We start from the raw sequence: 26811 nt of genomic DNA, 5'->3' as shown, positions 1-26811 counted from the left end.
AAGTTTCACGTGATAGTGCGTTCATCTGTTCGACAACTCGTATCCGAAAATGCGCCCATGGATCACGGCACAGATGGGAAACGGTTGTATTAATACCCAGCTGTCTATCTTCACAGTCGCTCTCGGTGCGGTCTAGGGTCCACTCAATCGTTCCAGGGCCTGCCGGGCCCCGCACTGAGGTGGACCATGTTCAGGAAGCCTTTCCGAAAGCCGTTGGCCCTCCTGGCCTCCGCGGCCGCGCTCACGCTGGTGGCCACAGCGTGTGCCGAGAGTAACCGCGAGGGCGGGGGGACCGACGCGTCGGAGCCCTTCGTCTTCGCCTCCGCGGGCGACATCAAAACCCTCGACCCCTTCCTCACCAGTGACGGTGAGACCTTCCGTTACAGCAGGCAGGTCTTCGAAACCCTTCTCGAACACGAATCGGGCGGGACCGAAATCGTCGGCGGACTCGCCGAGGACTGGGAGCAGTCCGAGGACGGCACCGTCTGGACCTTCCACCTGCGCGACGGCGTCGTGTTCCACGACGGCGACGAGTTCAACGCCGAGGCGGTCTGCGCCAACTTCGACCGCTGGTACAACCTCACCGGCGGTTTCCAGAGCTCGAACAACTCCTATTACTGGCAGTCGATCTTCGGCGGCTTCGCGGAGAACGAGAGCGAGGACCTCGCCGAGTCCCGGTACGTCTCCTGCGAGGCCACCGACGAGCTGACCACGGTCATCACGATCGACGAGTACTCCTCCATCTTCCCCGGCGGCTTCAGCCTCGCCTCGTTCGGCATCATGAGCCCCACCACGCTGGAGGCCATCGCCGACGCCGAGATCACCGGCGAGGAGGGCAACTTCACCCTCCCCGAGTACACCCAGACGGCCGGAACCGTCGCGGGCACCGGACCCTTCACCGTCCAGGAGTGGGACCACGACCAGGCCGAGGTGACGCTCCAGCGCTTCGACGACTACTGGGGTGAGACCGCGGGCTTCGAGACGATGATCCTGCGCGCGATCCCCGACGAGACCGCCCGCCGCCAGGCCCTGGAGGCGGGTGACATCCACGGCTACGACCTGGTCGCCCCCGCCGACGTCGCCCCCCTGACCGAGGCCGACTTCCAGGTGCCCACCCGCGGCGTGTTCAACGTCCTGTACATGGCCTACCAGCAGGAAGCCAGCGAGGCACTCGCCGACCTGGAGGTGCGCCAGGCCCTCGCCCACGCGGTGGACCGCCAGCGCATCGTCGACACGATCCTGCCCGAGGGCGGCGAGGTCGCGACCCAGTTCCACCCCGACACCCTCGACGGCTGGTCCCCGGACGTGCAGACCTACGAGTACGACCCCGAACTGGCCCGGGAGATGCTGGCGGACGCCGGGCAGGAGGACCTGACCCTGGAGTTCTGCTACCCGACCGACGTCACCCGCCCCTACATGCCCGCGCCGCGCGACATCTTCGACGTCATCGCCGCGGACCTGGAGGCGGTCGGCGTCACCGTGGAGCCGGTCACCTACGAGTGGACCGAGTACGTCCCGCGCACCAACTCCGGTGAGTGCCCGCTGTACCTGCTCGGCTGGACCGGCGACTACAACGACGCCTACAACTTCATCGGCACCTGGTTCTCCCAGTACAACAGCGAGTTCGGCTTCCGTGACGAGGACCTGTTCGACGCCATGGAGGAGGCGAGCACCAACCCGAACGAGGAGGAGCGCGTCGCCGCCTACCAGGACCTGAACAACCAGATCATGGACATCCTGCCGGGGCTGCCCATCTCCAGCTCCCCGCCGTCCATCGCCTTCTCCGCGAACGTCAACCCGCCCAACGTCAGCCCGCTGACCCAGGAGAACTTCTCCGAGGCCTCCTGGAAGTAGTCCCCCCTCCCGAGGGAGAGGGGAAGGGCCCGACCGGCCACCGGTCGGGCCCGCCCGCTGCCCGGGGCCGCGGTCCACGGTCCGTCCGGGGCCGCGCGCCCCGTGCCGCGACACCGCCCGGCGGGGGCGCGCCGCCCGCGCGCCGCCCGGGCCCCTCGTCCGAACCACCCGCTCGAACTCCCGCCGCGATCCGGCGGGGACGCTTCGCGTCCACAGTTCCCACCACTGGCGAAAGGCGGCGAAAGTGCTGCGATTCATCGTCAGGCGTCTCCTCCAGCTGATCCCGACACTGGGCGGCCTGTCGATCCTGCTGTTCGTCTGGCTGCAACGGCTGCCGGGCGGACCGGAGTACGCCCTCCTACCCGACGACGCGACGGCCGAACAGCGCGCCGCGCTGCGTCGCTCCCTCGGCCTGGACGAACCGGTCACGGTTCAGTACCTGGCCTTCCTGCGCCGTATCCTCCAGGGCGACCTCGGAACCTCGCTCTCCACCGGACGGCCGGTCACCGAGGAGTTCCTCACCCGTTTCCCGGCCACGTTCGAACTGTCGGTCACCGCGATGCTGATCGCGGTCGTCGTCGGAGTCCCCCTCGGCTACCTCGCCGCGCGCAGACGCGGCTCCGTGCTGGACTTCGCGGCCGTGGGCGGTTCCCTCCTGGGCATCTGCACGCCGGTGTTCTTCCTCGCCTTCATCCTGAAGGTGGTCTTCGCCGAGCGGCTCGGGATGTTCCCCTCCGCCTTCCGGCTCTCGCCGGGCCTGATCCGCACCGACCTCAGCGGGTTCGTCGTCCTCGACGGCCTGCGGACCGGGGAACTCGACGTGGTGTGGGACGCCCTGCTCCACCTCGTGCTGCCCGGGGTCGCGCTGGCCTCGATCCCGCTCGCCGTGATCGTCCGGATGACCCGCGCCAGCGTGCTGGAGGTGGTCGGCGAGGACTACGTGCGCACCGCCAACGCCAAGGGGCTGCACCGCAACACCGTGCGCACCCGCCACGTGATGCGCAACGCCATGCTCCCCGTGGTCACCTCGGTCGGACTGCTCACCGGAAGCCTGTTCGCAGGAGCCGTGCTCACCGAGAGCGTCTTCGCCTTCCCCGGTATCGGCTCGTTCGTCTACGCCGCCACGCAGGGGCGCGACTACCCGGTCCTCACCGGGTTCATCCTGCTCATCGCGACCATGTACGTGTTCATCAACCTGTTGGTGGACATCTCCTACAGCCTCCTCGACCCGAGAGTGCGGGCCCAGTGATGCCGACGACACCGAGCCCCCACCACCGGTCCGAACCCGCGGGCGCACCGGAGCCCGAGGGCACCGCGGCCCAGCGCACGCCCCTCCTGGGACGCAAGGCGGCCAGGGTGGACCGGCTGGCCGAACTCATGGGCCAGCGCGAGGAGGGCGAACACGGCGCGGGCATCTGGCGCACCGCCTTCGAGCGCATGCGCCGCAGCCCCATGGCCATCACCGGCGCCGTGATCGTCGTGGTGTTCCTCGTCGTGGCGCTGTTCTCACCGCTCATCGCGCCCTACGACCCCGTCTCCCAGAGCTGGGGCGACGAGGTCTTCCCCAACCGCAACGTGTTCGTCGGCCCGCGCGCCGAGAACTGGCTGGGCCTGGACAACCTCGGCCGCGACCAGTTCTCCCGCATGGTGATCGGCGCCCGCCAGACCCTCCTGGTCGGCGTGGTCGCCACCCTGGTCGGCTTCGGCGTCGGCGCGCTGCTCGGCGGCGCGGCCGGGGCCGCCGCGGTCCTGGGCGGCCGTTGGGGCCGCCAGGTGGACAACGCCGTCATGCGCGTCATCGACATGATGCTGGCGCTGCCCACCCTGCTGCTCGCGGTCACCATCGCCGCCCTGGTCGGCCCCAGCCTGACCACGGTCATGTTCGCGGTCGGCGTGGCGCAGATCCCCATCTTCGCCCGCCTCCTGCGCGGCGCGATGCTCTCCCAGGGCAACCGCGAGTACGTGCTGGCCGCCCGCGCGCTGGGCGTGCGCAAGCACAAGATCGCCCTCGTGCACATCCTGCCGAACTCGCTCGGCCCGGTGATCGTGCAGTCCACGCTCACCCTGGCCACCGCCATCATCGACGCGGCGGCCCTGTCCTACCTGGGTCTGGGCAACCCGGACCCGGCCTTCCCCGAATGGGGGACCATGCTCGCCGACGCCCAGCGGTTCCTGTCCAGCGCGCCGCAGCTGGCCGTGTACCCGGCGCTGGCCATCATCGTCACCGCCCTGGGCTTCACCCTGCTGGGTGAGGCGATGCGGGAGGCGCTCGACCCCAAGCTGAGGAAGTGACATGAGTTCCAGCACGCCGCTGCTGGCGGTGGACGAGCTGTCCGTGGTGTTCGGCGGACGCGGCTCCGACGAGGTGCGGGCCGTGGACGGGGTGTCCTTCACCCTGGAGGAGGGACGGGTGACCGGCCTGGTCGGCGAGTCCGGCTGCGGCAAGAGCGTCACCTCGCTCGCCCTCATGGGCCTGCTCCCCGACCGGGGGGTGCGGGTCGGCGGCAGCGCCGTCATGCGGCTGCCCGACGGCCCGGTCGACCTGTTGGAGCTGTCGCAGAAGCGGATGCGCGACCTGCGCGGCTCCCAGCTGGCGATGATCTTCCAGGACCCGCTCAGCTCCCTCAACCCCGTGGTGCCCATCGGCCGCCAGGTCACCGAGATCCTGCGCCGCCACCGGGGGATGCGCGGTTCGGCGGCCGAGAAGGAGGCCGCCGACCTGCTGGACCGGGTGGGCATCCCCGACCCCACCCGGCGGCTGCGCGAGTACCCGCACCAGCTGTCGGGCGGCATGCGCCAGCGCGCGCTCATCGCCATGGCGGTGGCCTGCCGCCCCCGCGTGATGATCGCCGACGAGCCCACCACCGCCCTGGACGTCACCATCCAGGCGCAGATCCTGGAGCTGCTCCGGGACCTGGTCACCGAGGAGGGCACCGCCCTGCTGATGATCACGCACGACCTGGGCGTGGTCGCCGGGCTGTGCGACGACATCAACGTCCTGTACGCGGGGCGGGCGGTGGAGACCGCGCCGCGCGCGCCGCTGTTCGCCGACCCCACCCACCCCTACACGGTGGGCCTGCTGGGCTCCATCCCCCGGTTGGACGCCCCGCGCGGTGAGCGGCTCACCCCCATCCGGGGGTCGGTCAACGACAACATCGCCTGGGCGCAGGGGTGCGCGTTCGCGCCCCGCTGCGACCACTACACGATGGAGTGCCTCCAGGGGCCGCCGGAGCTCGTGGCGGTGGGCGCCGCGGCGGGCGTGGAGGAGGGCGGCCGCTCCGGGCGGGGCCCGGCGGCCGCACACGTGCACCGGTGCGTGAACCCGATCCGGGACGCGGACGCGGCCGACCGGCCCACGCTGGACGGCCCGGGCGGTCCGGACGGCGACGACGAGGAGGAGCGGGTATGAGCCTGCTGCGGATCAACGACCTCAAGGTGCACTTCCCCATCAGGAGGGGGGTGCTCTTCGACCGCACCGTCGGCCACGTGCGCGCGGTCGACGGAGTCAGCCTGGAGATCGAGAGCGGCCAGACCTACGGCCTGGTGGGCGAGTCCGGCTGCGGCAAGACCACCCTGGGCCGCGCGGTGCTGCGGCTGGTGGACGTCACCGAGGGCGAGGTGCTCTTCGGCGGACAGGACCTGGCCGGCCTGGACGAGGAGTCGATGCGCCGCCAACGCAAGAACCTCCAGATGGTGTTCCAGGACCCGCTGGGCAGCCTCAACCCCCGGCAGAACATCGGTTCCATCCTGCTGGAGGGGCTACAGACCCACGGGATCGGCGGCCCGCCGCCGGGGGAGGGCCCCTCCGGCGGCAGGGAGCGCCGCGCCCTGGTCCTGGAGGACCAGCGCAGGCGCGTGGTCGACGCCCTGGAGAGGGTGGGCCTGTCGGCCAAGGCGCTCACCCGCTACCCGCACGAGTTCTCCGGCGGCCAGCGCCAGCGCATCGGCATCGCCCGCGCGCTGGTGCTGGAGCCCGACCTCATCATCTGCGACGAGCCGGTCTCGGCGCTGGACGTGTCGATCCAGGCCCAGGTGCTCAACCTGCTGGAGAGCCTCCAGGAGGAACTGGGGCTGACCTACCTGGTCATCGCGCACGACCTGGCCGTGGTCCGCCACGTCAGCGACGTGGTCGGGGTGATGTACCTGGGCGGCCTGGTGGAGGAGGCCTCCAGCGACGACCTGTACGAGACGCCGATGCACCCGTACACGCGCTCGCTCATGTCGGCGGTGCCGGTCCCCGACCCGCAGGTGGAGGACAGCCGCGAGCGCATCCTGCTGGCGGGCGACCTGCCCTCGCCCGCCGACCCGCCCAAGGGCTGTCGCTTCCACACCCGCTGCCCGTGGCGGCAGGAGGAGCGGTGCGACACCGAGCGGCCCGAACTGCGCCCGGTCGGAGGCGCCGAGGGCGGCACCCACAGGGTGGCCTGCCACTACGCCGAGCAGATCCTCTCGGGTGAGATCCGTCCCAGGGAGGAGATGGCCGAGCGCATCGTGCACGGCACCGGTTGAGCCGACCGGCGGGGGCGGCCGTCCGGGACCCGGACGGCCGCCCTCCGTGCCGGGCCACCGTGCGGCGCGGGCACCTTCCCCGGAAGCGGCGGTCCTCTGCCCGGTCCTCGGCCCCTGGCGGCGCGGGGCCCGGCCGCCCTGGCGATTCCCGGAGACGGCACGGTTATCGTGGGACACCCGCCATCCGCCGGGACGGAGGACCCGCGCTCCCGGCGTTCTGACGGAAGGAGCCCCTTGCCACCGTTCCTCGCAGAGGCCGTGTCCGACGGCACCGAACCCCTGACCGGCTGGACCATGGTCCTGATCATGGCGATTCTGGCGGTCGCCCCGGCAATCCTGATCGCTTCGGGCTGGCTGGGCGCTCGGGGACTGATCCGCCCCAACCTGGTGTTCGGCATCCGCACCACGTACACCCTCTCCGACGACGCCTGGTACACCGTGCACGCCCTGGCCGGGAACTGGACGATCGCCTCCGGGGCGGTCATGGCGCTGTCCGTCGCCCTGACCCCCTTCTTCACGGACGACATCCGTCTCCAGGCGGCCGCCATGCTGGCGCCGGTGGGCACGGGCCTGATTCTGCTCTTCCTGGGCGTGTGGCGCGCGGAACGGATCGCGCGGGCCCGGGCCGCCCGCGACACCGACGCCCCCTGAAGGCAGTGGGGCGGGCTGTGCGATCGCTCACCCAGGGCGCGGAGCCCCAGGTGGACGGTCCCCGCGCGCGGCGGGCGGCGAAGAACACCCGCCGGAACCGGGAGAGGACGCCCCCGGGCGGGCACGATGACGACATGAGGCCTTCGCTGGACACCGTCCCCGGCACCGGGACGTTCCTGTACGACCGCGACTGCGGGTTCTGCAAGCGCTCGGTGGTCTTCGCCCGCGATCGGCTGCGCGCCCGCAGCAGCTTCGTGGCCTGGCAGGACTTCGACCTGGAATCGGCGGGGCTGACACCGGAGCAGACCGACGCCAGCGCCTGGTTCGTGTACGCGGACGGGCGCCGCTTCTCGGGCGGCGACGCCGTCGCCGAACTCCTGCTGCACGGGCGCCCGCTCACCCGGCCGCTGGGCCGCCTGGCGCGCCTGCCGCTGCTGCGCTCGCTCAACCGGTCCGCCTACCGCTGGGTGGCCGCCAACCGCCACCGCATCCCCCTCCCCGGGGGAGCCCCTTCGTGCGGTCTCGGCCCCCCTCAGCAGGGCGGGTGACCCGGCGCCCCCGTGGCCGGCGGCCGGTCAGCGGCCGCCGCCGCGCCGACCGCGCGTCCGGCCGCCCCGGCCGCCCGCGGACTCAGGCCGCGCGCAGGGCCTGGCACACCTCCAGCAGCCGTTCGCGCAGCACCGCGCCGCGCTCGGCGAACCCCCGCTGCGCCTCCATGTACTCCGCCTTGCCCTCGGCGGTCTCGATCCGCACCGGCGCGTACCCCCACTCCGCCAGGTCGTAGGGGGAGGCGCGCATGTCCAGAGTCCGGATCTCCCGCGAGAGTTCGAAGCAGTCCACCACCAGCTCCGAGGGCACCGCCGGGGCCAGCTTGTACGCCCACTTGTACAGGTCCATGTTGGCGTGCAGGCACCCCGGCTGGTCCAGCTCGTCCTGCCGCTCCCGGCTGGGCCGGAGCGTGTTGAGCGGGCGCGCGGCGTCGGTGAAGAACCGGAACGCGTCGAAGTGCGAGCACTGGATCCGGTGCGTCTCCACGACCCGGTCGGTGCCCTCCCGGCCCAGCCGCAGCGGCACCTGTCCGTGCCGCACCTCCCCGGCCCGGTACACCATCGCCCACTCGTGCAGCCCGAAGCAGCCCAGGTGGGCGGGGCGCCCGGCGACCGACGACAGCAGCCGCTCCACGAAGTCCAGCACCGGCCGCGCCGCCAGGAACGCCGCGGTGTCCAGGCCCACCGCGCCCCCGGGCAGCTCGGCGTAGAACCGCTCGTCCAGGCGGGCGCGGGCGCCCTCGCCCAGCAGCACCGTCCCCGCGCCCGGGTGCCAGCGCCTCAGCTGCGCGGGCTTGAGGTTGTAGTAGGTGAACAGGAAGTCCTCCACCGGGTGGCGCACGCCCTCCCGGCGCCGCCGCAGGTGGTCCCCGACCAGCGCGTCCACGCGGTCGCGGTGCCGCTCGGCGCGCTCGCGCCACAGCTCCTCGGGCAGGGCTGCCGGGGCCCGCGTACTCGCTTCCGTCACGGCCCCCAGGGTACGCGCGCCGCGGGATCCCCCGCCCCCGCGTCACGTCGCACGCGTTCTTGTACGCTCCGGTGATGGGCGTGCGCAACTATCTGGTCGAGGGCGTCTCCGGCACCGGCAAGTCCTCGGTCTGCGCGGAACTGCGGCGGCGCGGGCACCACGCCGTCGACGGCGACCGGGAACTGGCCTACCAGGGCGACCCGCGAACCGGTGAGCCGACGGAGGGCCTGCGGCACGAGCACCACCTCTGGCACGTGGACCGGGTCAGGTCCCTGGTCGCCGACCGGGGCAGCGCGGTGACGTTCTTCTGCGGCGGCTCCAGGAACTTCCCCGACTTCATCGGGCTGTTCGACGGGGTGTTCGTCCTGGAGGTCGACCCGCGGACGCTGCGCCGGCGGCTCGACGGGCGGCCGAAGGGGGAGTGGGGCGGCAGCCGGGCCGAACGGGACCTCATCGCGCACCTGCACCGGACGAAGGAGGACGTTCCCCGAAACGGCACGGTCGTCGACGCCACCAGACCGCTCGCGAGCGTCGTCGACGAGATCCTGCGCCTCGCCGGGGGGTAGGCCCCTGACGCGGCCCGGCCCCGGTCCGCGTACCCGGGCGGCCTCAGTTGGACTGCTGCACGGGCAGGTGGCGGCCCAGGTAGCCGATGTAGACCCGGTTCGTGGTGCCCGGTCCCAGGTCGGGGTAGAAGTACAGCCGCGGACAGATCCCGTACTCGATGTCGAGCTTGATGTGGGCGTACATGGGCAGCCGCCCGCTCGGCTCCACCTCCTCGGGCACCCGGAACAGGCGCTTGTCGTTGAGCTTGCCCCGGTTGCGCACGTGGTCCGACTCCTGCGAGGCCAACCGCTTGATCGGGATCACCTGGTACCCGTCGGGGGTCTCGCGCAGGTAGGAGTGGAAGCCCAGCCCGGTGCCGGGGTTGTCGAACTGGTAGCGCGCGTAGTCGTTCAGGGCCAGCAGCGCCTCCCACGCGCGGGTGACCCACAGGGACTCCTTGCGGCTGTCGGACAGCTCGTAGACCGTGGCGTCCTCGATGGTGAAGTACAGGTGCGGCAGGACCGAGTCGTCGGTGATCCGCTCCAGCAGTTCGCGCACGCTGACCGGGGGCCGCCGCTGCGGGTCGCTCGGCGCGGGCGCCGCGGCCAGCCGGAACAGCCCGGCCTCGCGCGCCTGCTCGCGCAGCCAGCGGGCCTCGTAGCGGGCGGCGCGCGCCTGTTCGCGGGCGGTGTCGAGCTCCTCGCTCAGGTCGGCGGTCTCGGCCAGGAGCCCGTGGCGCTCCTCGGACAGCTCGCTGACCCGCGCGCCGAGCCGGGTGACCTCCTCCCGCAGCCGCTGGGCCTGCTGTTCCAGGGCCTCGCGCTCCAGCGCCGAGGCGGCCCCGGCCGTACCTGCCCCGCCCTGCGCCGCCTGGTGCACGACGGCCGCGCCCCGGGCCGCGGGCACGCTCACCCGCGGCCGCGCCGTGCCGGGTCCGGACCGCCGCAGGTCGTCGGTCTCCTCCTCCAGCAGCGCGTCCACGGCCTGGAGCGGACCGGGCAGGCCCACCTCCAGCGCGTTGTCGCGCACCCGCCGCGAGAGGGCGGCGCCCACCCAGTTGCGGATGCGCTCGCCGTCGCGCGCGGTGTCCAGCGTGGCCGGGCTCATCCTGGGGTGGCGTGCGGCGTCCGCCTCGTCGTGCGGGTCCACCCCGGGTAAGAAGGTGCGCACCCCGCCGGGCGGGACGTCCAGGCCCGGCGGCAGGAGCGCGCCGACGCGCTCCAGGGCGGCGTCGTCGAGCACGTACCCCGAGCACATGCCGGTGCAGCGCGACAGGGCTCCGGCCATGGCCCCGCGCCAGTCGGCGACGGTCACGTCGCGCGGCGAACCGGTGGCCACCACCGCCATGCGCCGCAGGGGGTCGCGGATCGTGGCCACGAGCGTGTCCACGAGGTCGTCGTCGCGCCCGCGCACGATCCGGGGCGCGGGCGGCAGCGGGTGGCCGCCGTCGTGGCCGTGCACCGCCTCCAGGAGCATGCGCGCGGCCTCGGGCGGCATGACGTCCAGCCGGGGCTGCTCGGAGCCCTCATCCGCCGGGGAGGGGGTGACGGTCATGTCGATCCACACGTACCGCCACGGGGACAGCGCCGGGTCCACGACAGCGGTGGCGACCGTCCGCCACACGCCGTCCGTCTTGTCGGACTCGGTGGTCAGCCGCAGGAAGGACAGGCCCTCGTCGGGGTTGTCGTGCCGCACGACCAGGGCGCGGGAGCGGTTGCTCAGCTCATGGCGCCCCGACGCGGAGAAGTCCACGCGCGCGCCCGAGTTGCCGCGCTTGCTCAACCACCGCGACAGGACCGTCGAGGTGACGGCGACCAGGTCGCCGTCGTGCTCCGGGACCGCGACGAGCGTGCGGTAGACAAGCGGCAATGGGCACTCCCGGGATCCCGTCGGCGGTGGCGGACCCGAGGGTCCGGCCGAACGCGCTGGCAGAGCCCTCCTCACCACTGTGGACGAAGGAGGTCGCCGGCGCCAGTCGGCCGACCAAAGATCCCCGGTCAGGCTGTCTGATCCTCAGACGATACCGCCCGTCACCCCGGTGTACACCCCCCGCTGTCGCCCCTGTTCGGAGCGCGGAGCCCTGCGCGCGTCGTTCTTGCGCCACTGTGGCCAACTCCCGCGTTCGTGTTGGCAACGGTGGACAAGGCATGCCGGGAGAAGGGGGCACTAGCGTCACGGGCATGTCTACGCGTCCGTTCTGGCTGGCCGGCACCGCCGCGACCGGCGACACCGAGATCACCCTCGTCAACCCCTACACCGGCGAGGAAGCGGGCACCGTCTCCGTGCCCACCGCCGAACAGATCGAGGAGGCGGTGGCCGCCGCGCACGCGGTCGCCGCCGAGGCCGCCGCCCTGCCCGCCCACGTGCGGGCCGACGCCCTCGACCACGTCTCCCGGCGCATCGGCGAGCACGCCGAGGAGATCGCCCGCACCATCACCGCCGAGAGCGGCAAGCCGATCAAGTGGGCCCGCGCCGAGGCCGGACGCGCCGTGTCCGTGTTCCGCTGGGCGGCCGAGGAGGCCCGCCGCGACAGCGGTGAGCTCCAGCGCCTGGACACCGACCCGGGCGGCACCGGCCGCATGGCCCTGGTGCGCCGCGTCCCCAAGGGGCCGGTCCTGGGCATCTCGCCGTTCAACTTCCCGCTCAACCTCGTCGCCCACAAGGTCGCCCCGGCCATCGCCGTCGGCGCGCCCATCATCCTCAAGCCCGCACCGGCCACCCCGATGACCGCCCTGATCCTGGGCGAGATCATCGCCGAGACGGACCTGCCCGGCGGCATGGTGTCGGTGCTGCCGATGCCCAACGACCGCGCCGCCTCCCTCATCACCGACGAGCGCCTGCCCGTCGTCTCCTTCACCGGCGGCGCCTTCGGCTGGCAGCTGCCCCGCCTGGCCCCGCACAAGCACGTCACCCTGGAACTGGGCGGCAACGCCGCCGCCGTGGTGCTCGCCGACGCCGACCTGGACTGGGCGGCCCAGCGGGTGGCCCTGTTCGGCAACAACCAGGCCGGACAGGTGTGCATCGGCGTGCAGCGCGTCATCGTCGAGGACTCCGTGTACGACGAGTTCGTCCCGCGCCTGGTGGAGCGGGTGGAGGCCCTCGGCGTGGGCGACCCCGCCGACCCCGCCACCGACGTGGGCCCGCTGGTGGACGAGGCCGCGGCCGAGCGCGTGGCCTCCTGGATCGACGAGGCCGTCACCGCCGGGGCCAAGCTCCTCACCGGCGGCACGCGCGACGGCGTGACCGTGGCGCCGACCGTCCTCTCCGAGGCCCCGGACGGCTCCCGGGTGGTGCGCCAGGAGGTCTTCGGTCCGGTGCTGGTCCTCCAGCGCGCGGCCGACACCGACGCCGCCTTCGCCGCGGTGAACGACAGCGACTTCGGGCTCCAGGCGGGCGTGTTCACCCGCGACCTGCCCACCGCCTTCCGCGCCCACCGCGAGCTGGAGGTCGGCGGCGTGGTCATCGGCGACGTGCCCACGTTCCGCGCCGACCAGATGCCCTACGGCGGCGTCAAGGGGTCGGGTGTGGGCAAGGAGGGCGTGCGCGCCGCCATGACCGACCTGTCCTACGAGCGGGTCCTGGTCCTGACCGGAATCGACCTGTAGCGGCGCCGGGGCCGCCCCGAACCCGGAACGAGCGGTGTCCCCCGCGCCACGGGGGCCGGGGGACACCGCTCGTTCCGCGGGTTCTACAGCTGGGCCGCCTGCTCGTACAGCTCGCGTGCCTCCCGGCCGAGCCGGGGGCCGTACTGGACGCTGCGGTCGTCGGCGTACTTGAAGCTGACCACCGAGGTGATCGTGCCCCGGCCGGTGCCGGTGTCGAAACCGGCGAACCAGGGGCCGCCGCTGGAGCCCTGCGTCATGGAGCAGCGCACCCCGTTGGCCGTGGTGCCGCCGGTGTCGGGCTCGGTGCGGCCCGAGCAGTAGTGCAGGTGCCTGCCCTCGTACGGGGACGCCGACGGGTACCCGAACGTGTAGACCTGCACCCCCTCGCGCACCTTGTCCTCGGTCCAGGCGTCGAACGCGATCCGCTGGGAGCCCACCCGCTCCTGGACGGTGGTGTCCCCGTCGGGGTTGAGCACCACCATGGCGAAGTCGTAGCTGTCGTCCGCCTGGCGCGACCACTCGGGCGCCACCAGCAGGTCGCTGGCGGTGAACCGGCCGTAGGGGCTCTCCCCGTCCGCGTGGCCGGGCACGAAGGTCCAGTTGCGCGCCCACGAGCCCCGGCCGTCCTTGGCGCAGTGCCCGGCGGTGACCACGGTGCTCCGGTTCGCCGCGTCCACCACCGACGCCGAGCACGTGAAGTCGCGCCCGTCCATGGTCAGGTAGACCTTGCCGGTGGTCCTGGTGACCAGCCCGCCCGAGGTCCAGCGCTCGCCCTCGCTGTCGGAGCGCGGCGCGGCCTGGTGCTCCACTGCCTCGTCCGGCGCAGTCCCGCCCTCGGCGGACGTGAGGACGTCCTCCAGCATGCCGGTGATGGGCTTGGCGGCGGCCATGCGCTCCTCGGTCCAGTAGTCCAGCACGGCCCGGTGCTGGTCGCCGGTCACGGCGGCGCTCTGGTGGGAGAGCCCCGTCACGTGCGACAGGGCCTCGCGGTCCTCCTGCGCGGGAAGCGCGGGGGAGTGGATGGCCTGGGTGACGGCGGACGCGGGCGCCGGGAGCTGCTCGGCGAGGAAGAGGCCCCCGGCGGCGACCGCCGCGGCGGCGAGGGGGGCGAGAATCCTGTGTGCGGTGGACGAGGTCATGACGAGCATCCTCGCACACTTTCGGTAGTCGAGTGGCTACTTTGTGTTTGTGTCGTGCGCGGCGGGGGAAGAAGGGGCCGCCTCCGGCACGGGGGCGCGCCGGAGGCGGCCGGAGGGCGCCCGGTCCCTCGCCGGGGCGGACCCCCGGCGCCCGTCAGGCGAGCGGAACCGTGACCCGGGCGGGGGCCTCCTCCGGGGAGGCGGGCGTGAACGTGAGGGAGACCTCCGGCGTCCCCGCCACCCGCGCCCCCTCGGGGTAGGCGGGGCTGGTCCACACGGCGGCCCGGTGGCGGTCCACCGTCGGCAGCAGCACCCCGGTCGGGATGTCGAAGAACTGCTGGAGCGCGCCGGAGACCATCACGGTGCCGCTCTCGGCCGGGAGACGGCCAGGTCGGCCCAGCCGCTCAGCGAGGCCACGGCGCGGATCCGCTCGTCCTCGGCGGCGGACAGCAGGAGGGGGAGGAGGCGGGCGGCGGCGCGGAGCCCGGAGCCGGTCCGCGGCGGCCCGGCCGCGCGGGGACCGTCCTGCCCGGTGGTCCCACCGGGCACCGGTTGCAAAGACCCGGTGACGCACGATCCCGCCGCCTCCTCCGGTCGGCGCCACGGGCCCGCGTTCCACCACGGGCCCGGTCCCGCGTTCCGCCCCGGCCCCGGGCTTGTCCACAGGCCCCGCACTCCGCCCGGCGGATTGCGGAACAATGGGGAGCGTGCGAGAAGAACAGCGAACAGCAGTGATCCTCGGTTCCACCGGCTCGATCGGGACCCAGGCCATCGACATCGTCCAGCGCAACCCCCGACGATTCCGCGTGGTGGGCCTGGCCGCGGGCGGCGGGCGCGTGGACCTGCTCGCCAAGCAGGCGGCCGAACTCGACGTCCCGCTGGTCGCCGTCGCCGACCCCGACCGCGCGGGCGAACTCGCGCGCGCCCTCGCCGGGCACGGCAGCCGCGCCACCGTCCTGGCCGGGCCCGAGGGGGTCGCGGAGCTGGCCGGTAGCGAGTGCGACGTCGTCCTCAACGGCGTCACCGGCGCCCTGGGCCTGGAGTCCACCCTCGCCGCGCTGCGCGCCGGACGCACCCTCGCGCTGGCCAACAAGGAGTCCCTCATCATCGGCGGGCCGCTCGTGCGCGAACTCGCCCGGCCCGGCCAGATCATCCCGGTCGACTCCGAGCACTTCGCCATCGCCCAGTGCTTCCCCCACCTGCCCGAGGGCGAACTCGCCAGCCTCGCGCAGGGCCACGTCCACGCCCGCCGCGACGAGGTGCGCCGCCTGGTCGTCACCGCCAGCGGGGGCCCCTTCCGCGGCCGGGGCCGCGACGAACTGGCCTCGGTCACCCCCGCCGACGCCCTCGACCACCCCACGTGGAGCATGGGCCCGGTCATCACCGTCAACTCTGCCACCCTCGTCAACAAGGGGCTGGAGGTCATCGAGGCCAACCTGCTGTTCGACGTGCCCTTCGACCGGATCGACGTGGTCGTCCACCCGCAGTCGGTCGTCCACTCCATGGTCGAGTACGTGGACGGCTCCACGATCGCCAAGGCCAGCCCGCCCAGCATGATGATCCCCATCGCCTACGGACTCGGCGCGCCCGACCGCGTGCCCGACGCCGCGCCCGGCATGGACTGGACCCGCGCCCACACCTGGACCTTCGAGCCGCTGGACCACGAGGCCTTCCCCGCCGTCCGCCTGGCGTGCGAGGTCGGCGCCGCGGGCGGGACCGCGCCCGCGGTCTACAACGCGGCCAACGAGGAGGCGGTCGACGCCTTTCTCGGGGGAAACCTCGCGTTCACGGCCATCATGGACACCGTCTCCCGGGTAGTCTCTGAGCACCAGCGAACAGAACGTGCCGGGGGAGCGTCCTCCCACAGAGGACACCTGAGCCTGGACGACGTGTACGCCGCTGACACCTGGGCCCGCACGCGTGCGCGCGAGCTGCTCGCGCGCCAGGCCTGACACCGCCCTGAGGAGAGATGCATGGTCGCCCTGTTGACCGTGGTCGGGATCGTCCTGTTCGTCTTCGGCCTGCTGTTCTCGATCGCCTGGCACGAGCTGGGTCACATGGCCACGGCCAAGATGTTCGGGATCAAGTGCACCGAGTTCATGGTGGGCTTCGGCAAGACCCTGTGGTCCGTCCGCAGGGGCGAGACCGAGTACGGCGTCAAGGCGGTCCCGCTGGGCGGGTTCGTGCGCATGGTCGGCATGCTCCCGCCCTCGCGCCAGAGGGCCGACGACAGCCCCCGCAAGCTCTCGCGCTGGCGGGCCATGGCCGAGGACGCCCGTGAGGCGTCCTACGTCGAGCTGTCCCCCGAGGACCAGGACCGGCAGTTCTACCAGCGGGCGCCCTGGAAGCGCCTCATCGTGATGTTCGCCGGTCCGGGCATGAACGTCATCCTGGCCGCGATCCTGCTCGCCGTGCTGTTCATGGGCATCGGGGTGCCGCAGAGCACCACCCAGATCGCCACGGTCAGCGAGTGCGTGGTCCCCGCGGGCAGCTCCGCCACCGACTGCGAGGACGCCCCGCCCACGCCCGCGGCCGAGGCCGGGATGCTGCCCGGCGACGTCATCGTCTCCGTCGGCGGCGAGGCCACCCCGGACTGGAGCACCGCCAACCGGCAGATCCGCGAGGCCATGGGCGACACGGAGATCGTGGTCGAGCGCGACGGCGAACGGCTGCCGCTGAACGTCGACATCGTCGAGAACGAGCTCCCGGCCCGCGACGCCGAGGGCGAGTTCGTCTACGAGACCGACGCCGACGGCGAGCCGGTCTACGACGAGCAGGGCTACCGCGTCTACGAGACCGAGGTCGTGGGCTTCCTCGGCATCGTCTTCGCCACCGAGCGCGGCCCGCTCACCCTCGCCGAGTCCGCCGCCGAGATGGGCAGCATGATGGTCGGCGTCGGCGAGGCCCTCATCGCCCTGCCCAGCAAGGTGCCCGACGTGTTCGCCGCCGCGTTCCTGGGCGAGCAGCGCACCCAGGACTCCCCGGTGGGCATCGTCGGCATCTCCCGCATCGGCGGCGAGATCATGGCCCAGGGCCTGCCCGTGGCCGACACCGCCGCGATCATGATCCAGATCCTTGCCGGGGTGAACCTCTTCCTGTTCGCCTTCAACCTGGTGCCCATCCTGCCGCTGGACGGCGGTCACATGGCCGGCGCCATCTGGGAGTGGATCAAGCGCGGCTGGGCCAGGCTCTTCCGCAGACCCGAGCCCGCCCCGGTGGACGTGGCGATGCTGACACCGGTGGCCTACGTGGTCGTGGCCTGCTTCCTGGTGTTCAGCGTGGTCCTGCTCGTGGCCGACCTGTTCAACCCGGTCAGACTCTTCGGCTGACCCCTCGTCCCGGCGGCCCTCCGGCCGCCGGGACGGGGTTCCGCCCGCCCGCCCGTCCGCCTGGTCGGTCCGGCGAGCCGGGCCGTGCGCCGGGGCCCTTCCCGTCCACCGCCGCGGTGACCGCCCGAGGGGTGGCGGACACCCCCGCGGCGCCGGGCGTTCACCCTGGTGTCCCCGGTCCGCGTTCCGTGCCGGGCACGCCCCCGGGTGCGGGTAACCTGGGGGCGCGATCCGGGAACGACGGCGTAGCCAAGGCCGCCGGACACGGTGATCCCCGGACGCGGACCCGCGCGCTGCGCCGGACACCCAATTCCCGAAACGGACGAATCAAGTGCCGCCCCCTCCTCGGCGGCAGACGAGGTGAATCAAGCGTGACCGTCGATCTCGGTATTCCCGCCGCACCGCCGCGCCCGCTCGCGACCCGGCGCAAGACGCGGCAGATCATGGTCGGGAACGTTCCCGTCGGTGGGGACGCCCCGGTGTCCGTGCAGTCGATGACGACCACCCGTACCTCCGACATCAACGCGACCCTCCAGCAGATCGCGGAGCTGACCGCCGCGGGCTGCCAGATCGTCCGCGTGGCCGTGCCCACCAACGACGACGCCGACGCCCTGGCGATCATCGCCAAGAAGTCGCAGATCCCGGTGATCGCCGACATCCACTTCCAGCCCAAGTACGTGTTCCAGGCGATCGACGCCGGATGCGCGGCCGTACGCGTCAACCCGGGCAACATCAAGAAGTTCGACGACAAGGTCGCCGAGATCGCCAAGGCGGCCGGTGAGGCCGGGACGCCGATCCGCATCGGCGTCAACGCCGGTTCGCTGGACAAGCGGCTGCTCCAGAAGTACGGCAAGGCCACGCCGGAGGCCCTGGTCGAGTCGGCGCTGTGGGAGTGCTCGCTGTTCGAGGAGCACGGCTTCCGCGACATCAAGATCTCGGTCAAGCACAACGACCCCGTGGTCATGGTCAACGCCTACCGCCAGCTCTCCGCGGCCTGCGACTACCCGCTGCACCTGGGCGTGACCGAGGCCGGTCCCGCCTTCCAGGGCACCATCAAGTCCGCCGTGGCCTTCGGCGCGCTGCTCTCGGAGGGCATCGGCGACACCATCCGCGTGTCCCTGTCCGCGCCCCCCGCGGAGGAGGTCAAGGTCGGCAACCAGATCCTGGAGTCGCTCGGACTGCGCGAGCGCGGCCTGGAGATCGTCTCCTGCCCCAGCTGCGGCCGGGCCCAGGTGGACGTGTACACGCTCGCCGAGGAGGTCACCGCGGGCCTGGAGGGCATGGAGGTTCCGCTGCGAGTGGCCGTCATGGGCTGCGTCGTCAACGGCCCCGGCGAGGCCCGCGACGCCGACCTGGGCGTGGCCTCCGGCAACGGCAAGGGCCAGATCTTCGTCAAGGGCGAGGTCATCAAGACCGTGCCCGAGTCCAAGATCGTGGAGACCCTCATCGAGGAGGCCATGCGCATCGCCGAGGAGATGGGCGAGTCCGGCGCCGAGTCGGGCGCGCCCACGGTCTCCGTGGCGGGCTGAGCCCCCGCCGCCTCCGACGGCCGCGCCGACCCTTTCGAGGGCCGGCGCGGCCGTTCGCGTGTGCGGTGCGCACCCCGCGACAGCGCCACGGGGCCGTCGCTCTCCGTTGTGCTCCGCGCGCCCGGCGGCCATGATGGGACCGTCAGCAGCTGGAACGACCCCCCCTCAGGGAGCCCTCGTGTCCCCCTCACGGATCAAGGTGCGTCTCACCCCGGTCGTCGGAGTCCTCCTCCTCGGGCTCGGCCTGCTCAACCTCGTCCTGGGTGTGTGGCTGCTGGGACTGGGCGAGTTCACCATGAGCCTGCCCATCGGCGTGGTCATCACCGTCGTGGGGGCCGTGCAGCTGACCAGGGCCTACTTCTGGTTCGATCCCGAGATCGGGGCCGGATGGTCGTCCGTCTCCGGTCCCGGAAGGTTCGGCCCGCTCGCCAAGGGAGTTAAAGCCGAACGGGGTGAGCGCTTCGCGCTCGAGCAGGGCCGACTCGTGCACGTGGCCGCGGACGGGACCCGTACCCCCGTCCCGGTGCGGCGGTGGATGGCGAACAGGACCGACTGGCGCGCCTTGGAGGCCGCCCTGCCGGAGACGGCCCGGCCCCGGGGGCCCCGGACCCCGGACGGCGGCGCTTCCTGACCGGGGGCGTCGGGAACCTCACCCGATGCCCTCCCTGTCCCGCTTCCTGCGGTAAAGGGCCGTTGTTTGTGCAGGTGGGGGCGGGAAAGGAACACCCCGTTCCGCCGGTCTGCGGTGACGCGAGGACGAGCACGCGAGAAACGGGAGGGCCTGCCGGTGCATGCGAGTGTGGGGGACCGGATCCATGTCAGGGGTAGAGGGACGGGTACGGAGGACTGGGCGGGGGAGGTCATCGAGGTCCGCGGCTCCGACGGGGAACCGCCGTACCTGGTGCGCTTCCCCGACGGCCGCGAGACCCTGATCTACCCCGGGCCGGACGCCGTGGTCGTGCCCGCGACGGCGGAGTAGCCCGACCGGTCGCGCGGCCCGTGCGCCCGCCGCGGCCACGCGTGGTGCCGCGCCGAACCGGGAGGCTGTCGGGAGGGTCGGAACGCGTACGCGCACGGGCGGGTTCCGACCCTTCGCCGTGCCCCGGGCTTCGTCGCGCGCCCCTGACCAGCCTGTTCGCTGTCCGACGTGTCAGTGGTCACCCAGGGTGATTTCGTATGGCGTCGATCACAGGAACCTGCGTTTCCTTGCGCGGCCACGCACGATCCCGCCGCTTCGAACGGACAGACGCAACGAATGTGGGTCATGTTACGTAGATAACGCGGCTACCGTTGCTGAGGGCTTCGGGCCGCCCGGACACGCGGCGGCCGGATCCCCCCACCCCCGCCGTACCTCCCCGGGGAGCGGTGTGCCCACGTACATGAACGAGGAGTGAACACGTGGTGGACCAGAAGAGCCCGGCGGACACCCGCGGGGCCGCAGGCCCGGGCGGTGCGCCCGCGCTGGGGCAGCGCCTCACCAGGCGCAAGCCGATCGAGAGGCTCGTCGCCGAGACCCAGGACTCCGAGGGCAGCGGCCTCCAGCGGCACATGGGCTTCTGGCAGCTGTCCATGATCGGCATCGGCGCCACCCTGGGCACCGGCATCTTCGTCGTGCTGGGCGAGGCCGTCCCCGTCGCCGGACCGGCCGTCATCCTCTCGTTCGTGCTCGCCGGGATCACCGCGCTGTTCTCCGCGCTCGCCTACGCCGAGATGGCCGGGATGATCCCCGCCTCCGGCTCCGCCTACTCCTACAGCTACGCCACCATCGGCGAGTTCATGGCCTGGGTGTGCGGCTGGTGCCTCATGCTCACCTACGGTGTGTCGGTCGCCGCGGTCGGCGTCGGCTGGGGCGAGTACATCAACGAACTCCTCCAGCTCACCACCGGCCTGTCCCTGCCGGGCGCGGTTCTCGCCGGTCCCCTGGAGGGCGGTGTGATCAACCTGCCCGCCGCCGTCGTGGTCCTGCTGTCCATGTTCGCCCTGCTCGCCGGGGTCCGCGAGAGCAGCCGCGTCAACGCCGTCATGGTCGCCGTCAAGGTCGCCATCCTGGTGATGTTCGTGGCCATCGCGATCACCGCCGTCCAGGACGGCAACTTCGCCCCGTTCATGCCGATGGGCATGGCCGGTGTCAGCGCCGCGGGCGCCACCCTGTTCTTCTCCTACATCGGCTTCGACTCGGTCTCCACCGCGAGCGAGGAGGCCAGGAACCCGCAGCGCGACCTGCCCCGGGCGATCATGTTCGCGATGATCCTGGTCACCGCGCTGTACTGCCTGGTCGCCTTCGCGGCGGTCGGCGCGCTCGACTGGACCGGCTTCGTCGACGGCGAGACCTCCCTGGCGGGCATCCTGACCGCGGTCACCGGCACCCCCGTGTGGGCGGTCATCTTCGCCGCCGGCGCGGTCCTGGCCCTGGCCAGCGTGGTCCTGGTCGTGCTCTACAGCCAGACCCGCATCCTCTACGCGATGTCGCGCGACGGGCTCATCCCCAAGGCCTTCTCCACCCTCGACGCCAAGGGCACCCCGCGCACGAACACCCTCATCACCTCCGTGCTCATCGCGCTGCTCGCCGCACTGGTCCCGCTCGGGCCGCTCGCCGACGCCACCGCCATCGGCACCCTCTTCGCCTTCGCCCTGGTCAACGTGGCCGTCCTGGTGCTGCGCCGCAGCAGGCCCGACCTGCCGCGCGCCTTCCGCGTGCCGGGGGCGCCGGTCACGCCGGTCCTGGGCGTGCTGGCCTGCGCCTACCTCATGTTCAGCATGTCGATGAGCGTGTGGGTGGCCTTCCTGGTCTGGCTCGCCGTCGGCGTGGCGGTCTACTTCGCCTACAGCATGCGCCGCTCCGCCCTGGAGACCGACCCCGAGACCAGCGGGGTCCGCTCCTGACCGGACCGGTCGCGGACCGCGCGTGCGGGGGCTGGGGGAATCCCCCGGCCCCCGCACGTGTTCCCGGGGAGCGTGCGGCGCACCACATGCCGCACCAATCCGCCCCCAGACGCAAGGAACAGCGGCATCTCGCGGGAAAGACGCGGGAATCCTCCGGATGGGCGCACTGTTTCGGCGCGTTCGCCCACCTAGAGTGGACGCGGCCCCGAGACGACGGAGAAAGGCGAGGTGAGAGGCAGTGACACGCGGACCCCTGCGCGTGGCCCTCGACCAGGGCACCGGACCCGGCGCGGACCCCGCCGCCGCCCTCGACCGGCTCGCCGACCGCGCCAGAGCCGCCGCCGACGCCGGAGCCCGCCTGCTCGTGGGACCCGAGATGTCCCTGACCGGCTACAACCTGGACCCGGACGTCCTGGCCCGGCTCGCCGAACCCAGCGACGGCCCCCTCAGCGACGCGGTCGCCGCGATCGCCGCCGACACCGGCGTCGCCATCGTGCACGGCTTCCCCGAGCGCGCCGACGGCGCCGTGTACAACGCGGTCCAGCTCGTGGACTCCGACGGCGACCGCCGGACCTACCGCAAGACCCACCTGTTCGGCGACCTGGACCGCGGGGCGTTCTCCCCGGGCGCGGAGCCGGTGGTCCAGGCCGACCTCGACGGGATCCGCGTCGGCCTGCTGGTCTGCTACGACGTCGAGTTCCCCGAGACCGTGCGCGCCCACGCCCTCGCCGGTACCGAACTCCTCCTGGTCCCCACCGCGCTCATGCTGCCCTTCACCGAGGTGGCCGAGCGGATCGTGCCGGTGCGCGCCCTGGAGAACCAGATCCACCTGGCGTACGTGAACCGCTGCGACGCCGAGGGCGACCTGCGCTACGCGGGGCTGAGCACCCTGCTCGCGCCCGACGGCTCCGAGACGCTGCGGGCCGGTCCCGGCGAGGAGTTCCTGGTCGGCGACGTCGACCCGGACGCCCTCGCCCGCGCCCGCGGCGAGCAGTCCTACCTGGACGACCGCCGTCCGGCCCTGTACCGGACGCTCACCGCCTGACCCCCGCCTGAGGCGGGCGGCGCCGCGCCGCCCGGCCCCCGCACTCCCGTGCCGGGGCGGGCCCGCCCGCGCCCCCGCGCTTCCCCGAGCCGTTGATCCGCCATCACGACCCGTGCCGCCGCGCACGGACGACCACCGGCTTCCCCGCCGGACCGCACCCACGAAGGAGGGGTTGGAGAATGACGTCTGCCGTGCCCACGGCCGCCGGTGCCGCACCCGCGCAGGACACGCCGCTGAACATGTGCGGGCCGGACTTCCCGTTCGCCTACGACGCCTACCTGGACCACCCCGCCGGACTCGGTCAGGTCCCGGCGGAGCGCCACGGCACCGAGGTCGCCGTCATCGGCGGCGGGCTGTCGGGGATCGTCACCGCCTACGAGCTGATGAAGATGGGGCTCAGGCCGGTCGTGTACGAGGCCGACCGCATCGGCGGGCGGCTGCGCACGGAGAAGCTCGCGGGCTGTCCCGAAGACGTGGTCGCCGAGATGGGCGCCATGCGCTTCCCGCCCTCCTCCACCGCCTTCTGGCACTACGTGGACCGGGCGGGCCTGGAGACGACGCCGTTCCCCAACCCGCTCTCCCCGGCCACCCCCAGCACCGTGGTCGACCTCAAGGGGCGGTCCCACTACGCCACCTCCCTCGACGACCTGCCCGAGGTCTACCGCGAGGTGGCCCGCGCCTGGGACGCGACCCTGGACAGCGTCCAGCACACCCGCATGCAGAAGGCCATCCGCGAGCGCGACGTGGCCACCCAGAAGGAGATCTGGAACGAGCTGGTCGCCCGGCTCGACAACCAGACCTTCTACGGCTTCCTGTGCGACTCCCCGGCCTTCGCCTCCTTCCGCCACCGCGAGATCTTCGGCCAGGTGGGCTTCGGGACCGGCGGTTGGGACACCGACTTCCCCAACTCCATCCTGGAGATCCTGCGCGTCACCTACACCGGTGCCGATGACGACCACATGGGCATCGTGGGCGGTGTGGAGCAGCTGCCGCTGCGCCTGTGGGAGGACGCCCCGGACAAGCTCGTGCACTGGGCGCAGGGCACCACCCTGGCCTCGCTGCACGAGGGCGGCCCGCGTCCGGCCGTCACCGCCCTGCGCCGCACCGCGGCCAAGGGCTCCCCGGCGGGCAACATCACGGTCACCGACGCCTCGGGCTCCACCCGCACCTACGCGGCGGCCGTGTTCACCGCGCAGAGCTGGATGATGCTGTCCAAGATCGACTGCGACGAGGACCTGCTGCCCATCGACCACTGGACGGCGATCGAGCGCACCCACTACATGGAGTCCTCGAAGCTGTTCGTGCCGGTGGACCGCGCGTTCTGGCGGGACGGGGACCCCGAGACCGGCCGCGACGTCATGAGCATGACGCTCACCGACCGCATGACCCGGGGCACCTACCTGCTGGAGGGGTCCGACCCGGACGGCCCGGCGGCCATCTGCATGTCCTACACCTGGTGCGACGACTCGCTCAAGTGGCTGCCGCTGTCGGCCAACGAGCGCCTGGAGGTCATGCTCTCGTCGCTGTCCAAGATCTACCCGGGCGTGGACATCCGCTCCCACATCACCGGGGACCCGGTGACGGTGTCGTGGGAGGACGAGCCCTACTTCATGGGCGCGTTCAAGGCCAACCTGCCGGGCCACTACCGCTACCAGCGCCGCCTGTTCACCCACTTCCGCCAGGACGGCCTGGAGGAGCGCCACCGCGGCCTGTTCCTGGCCGGGGACGACGTGTCCTGGACGGCGGGCTGGGCCGAGGGCGCCGTGCAGACCGCGCTCAACGCGGTGTGGGGCGTGGTCCACCACTTCGGCGGCGGGACCGACCCGTCCAACCCGGGCCCCGGCGACCTGTTCGACGAGCTCGCGCCGGTCGCCCTCCCCGAGGACTGAGGTAGTGCCCCTCCGTGCGCCTTCCCGCGGTCCCGCCGCGGGGAGGCGCCTCAGGGCAGGTCGGCCGTCCCGGCGAGGATGGGCTGGTCCACCAGGCGCGAGAGCACGAGCGTGCTCTTGGTCCGCACCACGAACGGCTCGGCGCCCAGGCGCTCGATGACCTCCTCCAGATGGTGGGTGTCGCGGGCGCGGACCTGCACGATGGCGTCCGCCTCACCGGTGACCGTGTACGCGGAGGTGATCTCGGCGTAGCCCGCGAGCCCCGTCCGGATCTCGCCCGGCGACGTACGGGCCCGGCAGTACAGCTCGATGAAGGCCTCGGTGGTCCACCCCACGGCCTGGGGCTCCACCACCACGGTGAACCCGCGCACCGCGCCGGACTCCACCAGCCGGTCCACGCGGCGCTTGACCGCGGAGGGGCTCAGCCCGACCCGCTGGCCGATCTCGGCGAAGCTCATCCGCGCGTCCGCGCCGAGTATCGCGATGATCCGCTCATCGACACGATCCAGCCGCATTGCGCTTCGTCCCCGTCTGTCCACGTCTGATTGAGGCAGGGCACATGTTACCGGGGTGTGTCTCCCTGGGGCTCGTGTCGCATCCGTTAGTCACTCTCCGGAGTGATAACAATTCATGGAGTAACTATCTCTGTGAGGGAGTGGACGAGTGCGAGCACGAACCCGGGCCGGAGTCTCGGCCGTGGCGGTCCTGGCCTCCCTGGTCGCGGCGGTCCCAGCGCAGGCCCACCAGACCACCCGCATCGACCAGGGCGGCCTCGACTGGGCGCCCTGCGAGGACATCCAGCCCGTCGCGGACGAGAACCTGGAGTGCGCCACCCTCACCGTCCCCCTCGCCCGCACCGCCGACGGCGAACGGCTCAGCGGCCGGGACGACACCGTCGAACTCGCGCTCTCGCGGGTCCCCGCCAGCGGCGAGGCCGGCCAGACCCTGCTGGTCAACCCCGGAGGGCCGGGCAGCGCCGGACGCCAGTGGGCCTCCTACACCCACTGGCGCATGCCGGCCGAACTGCGCGAGACCTACGACGTCGTCTCCTTCGACCCGCGCGGGGTGGGCGCCTCCACCCCGTCCATCACCTGCGACCCCGACCACTTCACCCCCGTGCGACCCGCCGCCGTGCCCGCCGACGACGCCGCGGAGGAGGCGCTGCGCGCCGACGCCCGGGCCTACGCCGAGGCCTGCGCGGACAACACCGGCCCCCTGCTCGGGCACACCCGCACCGTGGACACCGCCCACGACATGGACGCCATCCGGGTCGCGCTGGGGCGGGAGCGGATCGACTACCTCGGCTACTCCTACGGCAGCTACCTGGGCACCGTCTACTCCGCGCTCTACCCCGACCGCGTCCGCTCCCTGGTCCTGGACAGCGTGGTCGACCCCGACAAGCCCTGGTACGAGAGCAACCTCGCCCAGAACCGCGCGCTGGACCGCGCGGCGAACGCCTTCTTCGCCTGGACCGCCCGCCACGACGACGTCTACGGACTCGGCACGACCGGGGAGGAGGTCGCCGAGGCCTACTACGCGCTGCGCTCGGAACTGGAGGACGAGCCCGCCGAGGGCACCGTCGGCCCCACCGAGCTGGAGGGCACGGCCATGGTGGTCGCCTACAGCAGCGCCTACTGGACCTCGGTCGCCGACGCGCTCTCGGCCCGGATCACCGAGTCCGACGGCGCACCCCTGCTCGCCCTGTACGAGGCCTACGGCGAGAACGCCGGATCGGACCGCGGCTACGGCGGCTACCTCGCCGTCCAGTGCACCGACTCCCACTGGCCCCGGGACTGGTCCACGTGGAGTGCCGACACCGAGGAGTCCCACGCCGAGGCGCCCTTCATGAGCTGGAACAACACCTGGTACAACGCTCCGTGCGCGTCCTGGAGCGCCGGATCCGGCGACTGGTTCCAGGTCGGCGACGGCCCCGGGGAGCACCCCGCCTACGCGGGTGACGCGCTCCTGGTCCACGCCACCGAGGACGGCGCGACCCCGGTCGAGGGCGCCTTCTCCCTGCGCGAGCGCCTGCCCGGTTCCGTCCTGGTGACCGAGGAGGGCGGCCACACCCACGGTGTCTCGCTCACCGGCAACGGCTGCGTGGACGAGATCGTCACCGCTTACCTCCGGGACGGGGAGCTGCCCGCGCGCGCCGAGGGCGAGGGGCCCGACGCCACCTGTGAGGGACGCCCCGAACCCCAGCCGCGTACCGCCCAGAACGCGCCTGGGACGATGGTGGAGCGCACCGCTCCGGTACCCGGGCACCACGTCGGCGCGATCGTGGAGTCCGAGACGCGGGAGTAACCGGTCGAATAGG

The 26811-nt window shown here is 72.5% G+C and carries 23 protein-coding genes and 1 pseudogene; 18 read left to right on the top strand and 6 right to left on the bottom strand.

Going from position 1 to position 26811, the window contains the following annotated elements:
* Positions 1 to 186: 186 nt before the first annotated feature.
* From PV789_RS22855 to PV789_RS22825, 7 genes are all read left to right on the top strand, one after another.
* A complete protein-coding gene (locus PV789_RS22855; RefSeq protein WP_274974493.1) occupies positions 187 to 1854 on the top strand; it encodes an ABC transporter substrate-binding protein in 1668 nt (555 codons plus the stop codon).
* A gap of 244 nt (positions 1855 to 2098) precedes the next feature.
* Entirely contained in the window at positions 2099 to 3103 is a 1005-nt protein-coding gene (locus PV789_RS22850; protein ID WP_274974492.1) for an ABC transporter permease, read from the top strand.
* Positions 3103 to 4146 carry an ABC transporter permease gene (locus tag PV789_RS22845; protein WP_274974491.1) on the top strand — a complete coding sequence of 348 codons (1044 nt, stop codon included), beginning with the start codon at positions 3103 to 3105 and terminating at the stop codon, positions 4144 to 4146. Before PV789_RS22850 ends, PV789_RS22845 begins: the two co-directional genes overlap by 1 nt.
* A 1-nt stretch (position 4147) precedes the next feature.
* A complete protein-coding gene (locus tag PV789_RS22840; RefSeq protein ID WP_274974490.1) occupies positions 4148 to 5263 on the top strand; it encodes an ABC transporter ATP-binding protein in 1116 nt (371 codons plus the stop codon).
* Complete coding sequence (locus PV789_RS22835) at positions 5260 to 6363, top strand: ABC transporter ATP-binding protein (RefSeq protein ID WP_274974489.1); 1104 nt, start codon at positions 5260 to 5262, stop codon at positions 6361 to 6363. The genes PV789_RS22840 and PV789_RS22835 overlap by 4 nt, the downstream gene beginning before the upstream one ends.
* A gap of 234 nt (positions 6364 to 6597) precedes the next feature.
* Positions 6598 to 7014 (top strand): SdpI family protein, encoded by a 417-nt coding sequence (locus PV789_RS22830; RefSeq protein WP_274974488.1) that lies wholly within the window; start codon positions 6598 to 6600, stop codon positions 7012 to 7014.
* 134 nt (positions 7015 to 7148) lie between these two features.
* Positions 7149 to 7562, top strand: a complete 414-nt coding sequence (locus tag PV789_RS22825; protein WP_274974487.1) for a thiol-disulfide oxidoreductase DCC family protein — start codon at positions 7149 to 7151, stop codon at positions 7560 to 7562.
* 82 nt (positions 7563 to 7644) lie between these two features.
* Here the strand turns inward: PV789_RS22825 and PV789_RS22820 are convergent, their stop codons facing one another.
* Entirely contained in the window at positions 7645 to 8529 is an 885-nt protein-coding gene (locus PV789_RS22820) for a 3-methyladenine DNA glycosylase (protein ID WP_274974486.1), read from the bottom strand.
* Positions 8530 to 8603: 74 nt separating this feature from the next.
* On the opposite strand from PV789_RS22820, the gene PV789_RS22815 reads away from it, so the two are divergent.
* The gene (locus PV789_RS22815) at positions 8604 to 9095 is read left to right on the top strand and encodes an AAA family ATPase (protein WP_274974485.1); all 492 of its coding nucleotides are present in this window, start codon (positions 8604 to 8606) and stop codon (positions 9093 to 9095) included.
* Positions 9096 to 9138: 43 nt separating this feature from the next.
* Here the strand turns inward: PV789_RS22815 and PV789_RS22810 are convergent, their stop codons facing one another.
* Positions 9139 to 10944 carry a hypothetical protein gene (locus PV789_RS22810; RefSeq protein WP_274974484.1) on the bottom strand — a complete coding sequence of 602 codons (1806 nt, stop codon included), beginning with the start codon at positions 10942 to 10944 and terminating at the stop codon, positions 9139 to 9141.
* A 311-nt stretch (positions 10945 to 11255) separates the two neighbouring features.
* Here PV789_RS22810 and PV789_RS22805 point away from each other — a divergent pair, with 311 nt between their 5' ends.
* Positions 11256 to 12680 (top strand): aldehyde dehydrogenase family protein, encoded by a 1425-nt coding sequence (locus tag PV789_RS22805; protein WP_274974483.1) that lies wholly within the window; start codon positions 11256 to 11258, stop codon positions 12678 to 12680.
* An 83-nt stretch (positions 12681 to 12763) separates the two neighbouring features.
* Here PV789_RS22805 and PV789_RS22800 read toward each other — a convergent pair whose 3' ends face one another.
* The 3 genes and pseudogenes from PV789_RS22800 to PV789_RS22790 all read right to left on the bottom strand — a co-directional run bounded on the left by PV789_RS22800 (position 12764) and on the right by PV789_RS22790 (position 14368).
* A complete protein-coding gene (locus PV789_RS22800) occupies positions 12764 to 13819 on the bottom strand; it encodes a trypsin-like serine peptidase (protein WP_274974482.1) in 1056 nt (351 codons plus the stop codon).
* A 184-nt stretch (positions 13820 to 14003) separates the two neighbouring features.
* Positions 14004 to 14198: pseudogene (locus PV789_RS22795) on the bottom strand (X-Pro dipeptidyl-peptidase); the annotation flags it as partial.
* Positions 14177 to 14368, bottom strand: coding sequence for a hypothetical protein (locus PV789_RS22790; RefSeq protein WP_274978296.1), 192 nt, complete (start codon positions 14366 to 14368; stop codon positions 14177 to 14179). The pseudogene PV789_RS22795 and the gene PV789_RS22790, both read right to left, overlap by 22 nt.
* A gap of 182 nt (positions 14369 to 14550) precedes the next feature.
* On the opposite strand from PV789_RS22790, the gene dxr reads away from it, so the two are divergent.
* From dxr to PV789_RS22750, 8 genes are all read left to right on the top strand, one after another.
* Positions 14551 to 15771, top strand: coding sequence for a 1-deoxy-D-xylulose-5-phosphate reductoisomerase (dxr, locus tag PV789_RS22785; RefSeq protein ID WP_274978220.1), 1221 nt, complete (start codon positions 14551 to 14553; stop codon positions 15769 to 15771).
* A gap of 21 nt (positions 15772 to 15792) precedes the next feature.
* Entirely contained in the window at positions 15793 to 17148 is a 1356-nt protein-coding gene (locus tag PV789_RS22780) for a M50 family metallopeptidase (RefSeq protein WP_274974481.1), read from the top strand.
* Between the two features lie 371 nt (positions 17149 to 17519).
* Complete coding sequence (gene ispG / locus PV789_RS22775; RefSeq protein ID WP_274974480.1) at positions 17520 to 18677, top strand: flavodoxin-dependent (E)-4-hydroxy-3-methylbut-2-enyl-diphosphate synthase; 1158 nt, start codon at positions 17520 to 17522, stop codon at positions 18675 to 18677.
* Between the two features lie 178 nt (positions 18678 to 18855).
* Entirely contained in the window at positions 18856 to 19308 is a 453-nt protein-coding gene (locus tag PV789_RS22770; protein ID WP_274974479.1) for a hypothetical protein, read from the top strand.
* 156 nt (positions 19309 to 19464) lie between these two features.
* A complete protein-coding gene (locus PV789_RS22765) occupies positions 19465 to 19656 on the top strand; it encodes a DUF1918 domain-containing protein (RefSeq protein WP_274974478.1) in 192 nt (63 codons plus the stop codon).
* A 419-nt stretch (positions 19657 to 20075) separates the two neighbouring features.
* Complete coding sequence (locus tag PV789_RS22760) at positions 20076 to 21560, top strand: amino acid permease (RefSeq protein WP_274974477.1); 1485 nt, start codon at positions 20076 to 20078, stop codon at positions 21558 to 21560.
* 238 nt (positions 21561 to 21798) lie between these two features.
* Positions 21799 to 22605, top strand: a complete 807-nt coding sequence (locus PV789_RS22755; RefSeq protein WP_274974476.1) for a carbon-nitrogen hydrolase family protein — start codon at positions 21799 to 21801, stop codon at positions 22603 to 22605.
* Positions 22606 to 22784: 179 nt separating this feature from the next.
* Positions 22785 to 24494: a flavin monoamine oxidase family protein gene (locus tag PV789_RS22750; protein WP_274974475.1), complete on the top strand. Its 1710-nt coding sequence runs from the start codon at positions 22785 to 22787 to the stop codon at positions 24492 to 24494.
* A gap of 50 nt (positions 24495 to 24544) precedes the next feature.
* Here PV789_RS22750 and PV789_RS22745 read toward each other — a convergent pair whose 3' ends face one another.
* Entirely contained in the window at positions 24545 to 25009 is a 465-nt protein-coding gene (locus PV789_RS22745; protein ID WP_274974474.1) for an Lrp/AsnC family transcriptional regulator, read from the bottom strand.
* 148 nt (positions 25010 to 25157) lie between these two features.
* On the opposite strand from PV789_RS22745, the gene PV789_RS22740 reads away from it, so the two are divergent.
* Entirely contained in the window at positions 25158 to 26798 is a 1641-nt protein-coding gene (locus tag PV789_RS22740; RefSeq protein WP_274974473.1) for an alpha/beta hydrolase, read from the top strand.
* Positions 26799 to 26811: the final 13 nt, after the last annotated feature.

The sequence above is a fragment of the Nocardiopsis camelliae genome (assembly GCF_028993595.1).
GTDB lineage: Bacteria > Actinomycetota > Actinomycetes > Streptosporangiales > Streptosporangiaceae > Nocardiopsis > Nocardiopsis dassonvillei.
This window is presented reverse-complemented; position numbering and strand designations above follow the sequence as displayed.

Bases quoted from the DNA above. Each gene is read 5' to 3' on its own strand.
- PV789_RS22845 (WP_274974491.1), top strand. From the start codon at position 3,103: ATGCCGACGACACCGAGCCCCCACCACCGGTCCGAACCCGCGGGCGCA.
- PV789_RS22750 (WP_274974475.1), top strand. From the start codon at position 22,785: ATGACGTCTGCCGTGCCCACGGCCGCCGGTGCCGCACCCGCGCAGGAC.
- PV789_RS22835 (WP_274974489.1), top strand. From the start codon at position 5,260: ATGAGCCTGCTGCGGATCAACGACCTCAAGGTGCACTTCCCCATCAGG.
- PV789_RS22825 (WP_274974487.1), top strand. From the start codon at position 7,149: ATGAGGCCTTCGCTGGACACCGTCCCCGGCACCGGGACGTTCCTGTAC.
- PV789_RS22815 (WP_274974485.1), top strand. From the start codon at position 8,604: ATGGGCGTGCGCAACTATCTGGTCGAGGGCGTCTCCGGCACCGGCAAG.
- PV789_RS22840 (WP_274974490.1), top strand. From the start codon at position 4,148: ATGAGTTCCAGCACGCCGCTGCTGGCGGTGGACGAGCTGTCCGTGGTG.
- PV789_RS22805 (WP_274974483.1), top strand. From the start codon at position 11,256: ATGTCTACGCGTCCGTTCTGGCTGGCCGGCACCGCCGCGACCGGCGAC.
- PV789_RS22855 (WP_274974493.1), top strand. From the start codon at position 187: ATGTTCAGGAAGCCTTTCCGAAAGCCGTTGGCCCTCCTGGCCTCCGCG.
- PV789_RS22745 (WP_274974474.1), bottom strand. From the start codon at position 25,009: ATGCGGCTGGATCGTGTCGATGAGCGGATCATCGCGATACTCGGCGCG.
- PV789_RS22800 (WP_274974482.1), bottom strand. From the start codon at position 13,819: ATGACCTCGTCCACCGCACACAGGATTCTCGCCCCCCTCGCCGCCGCG.
- PV789_RS22780 (WP_274974481.1), top strand. From the start codon at position 15,793: ATGGTCGCCCTGTTGACCGTGGTCGGGATCGTCCTGTTCGTCTTCGGC.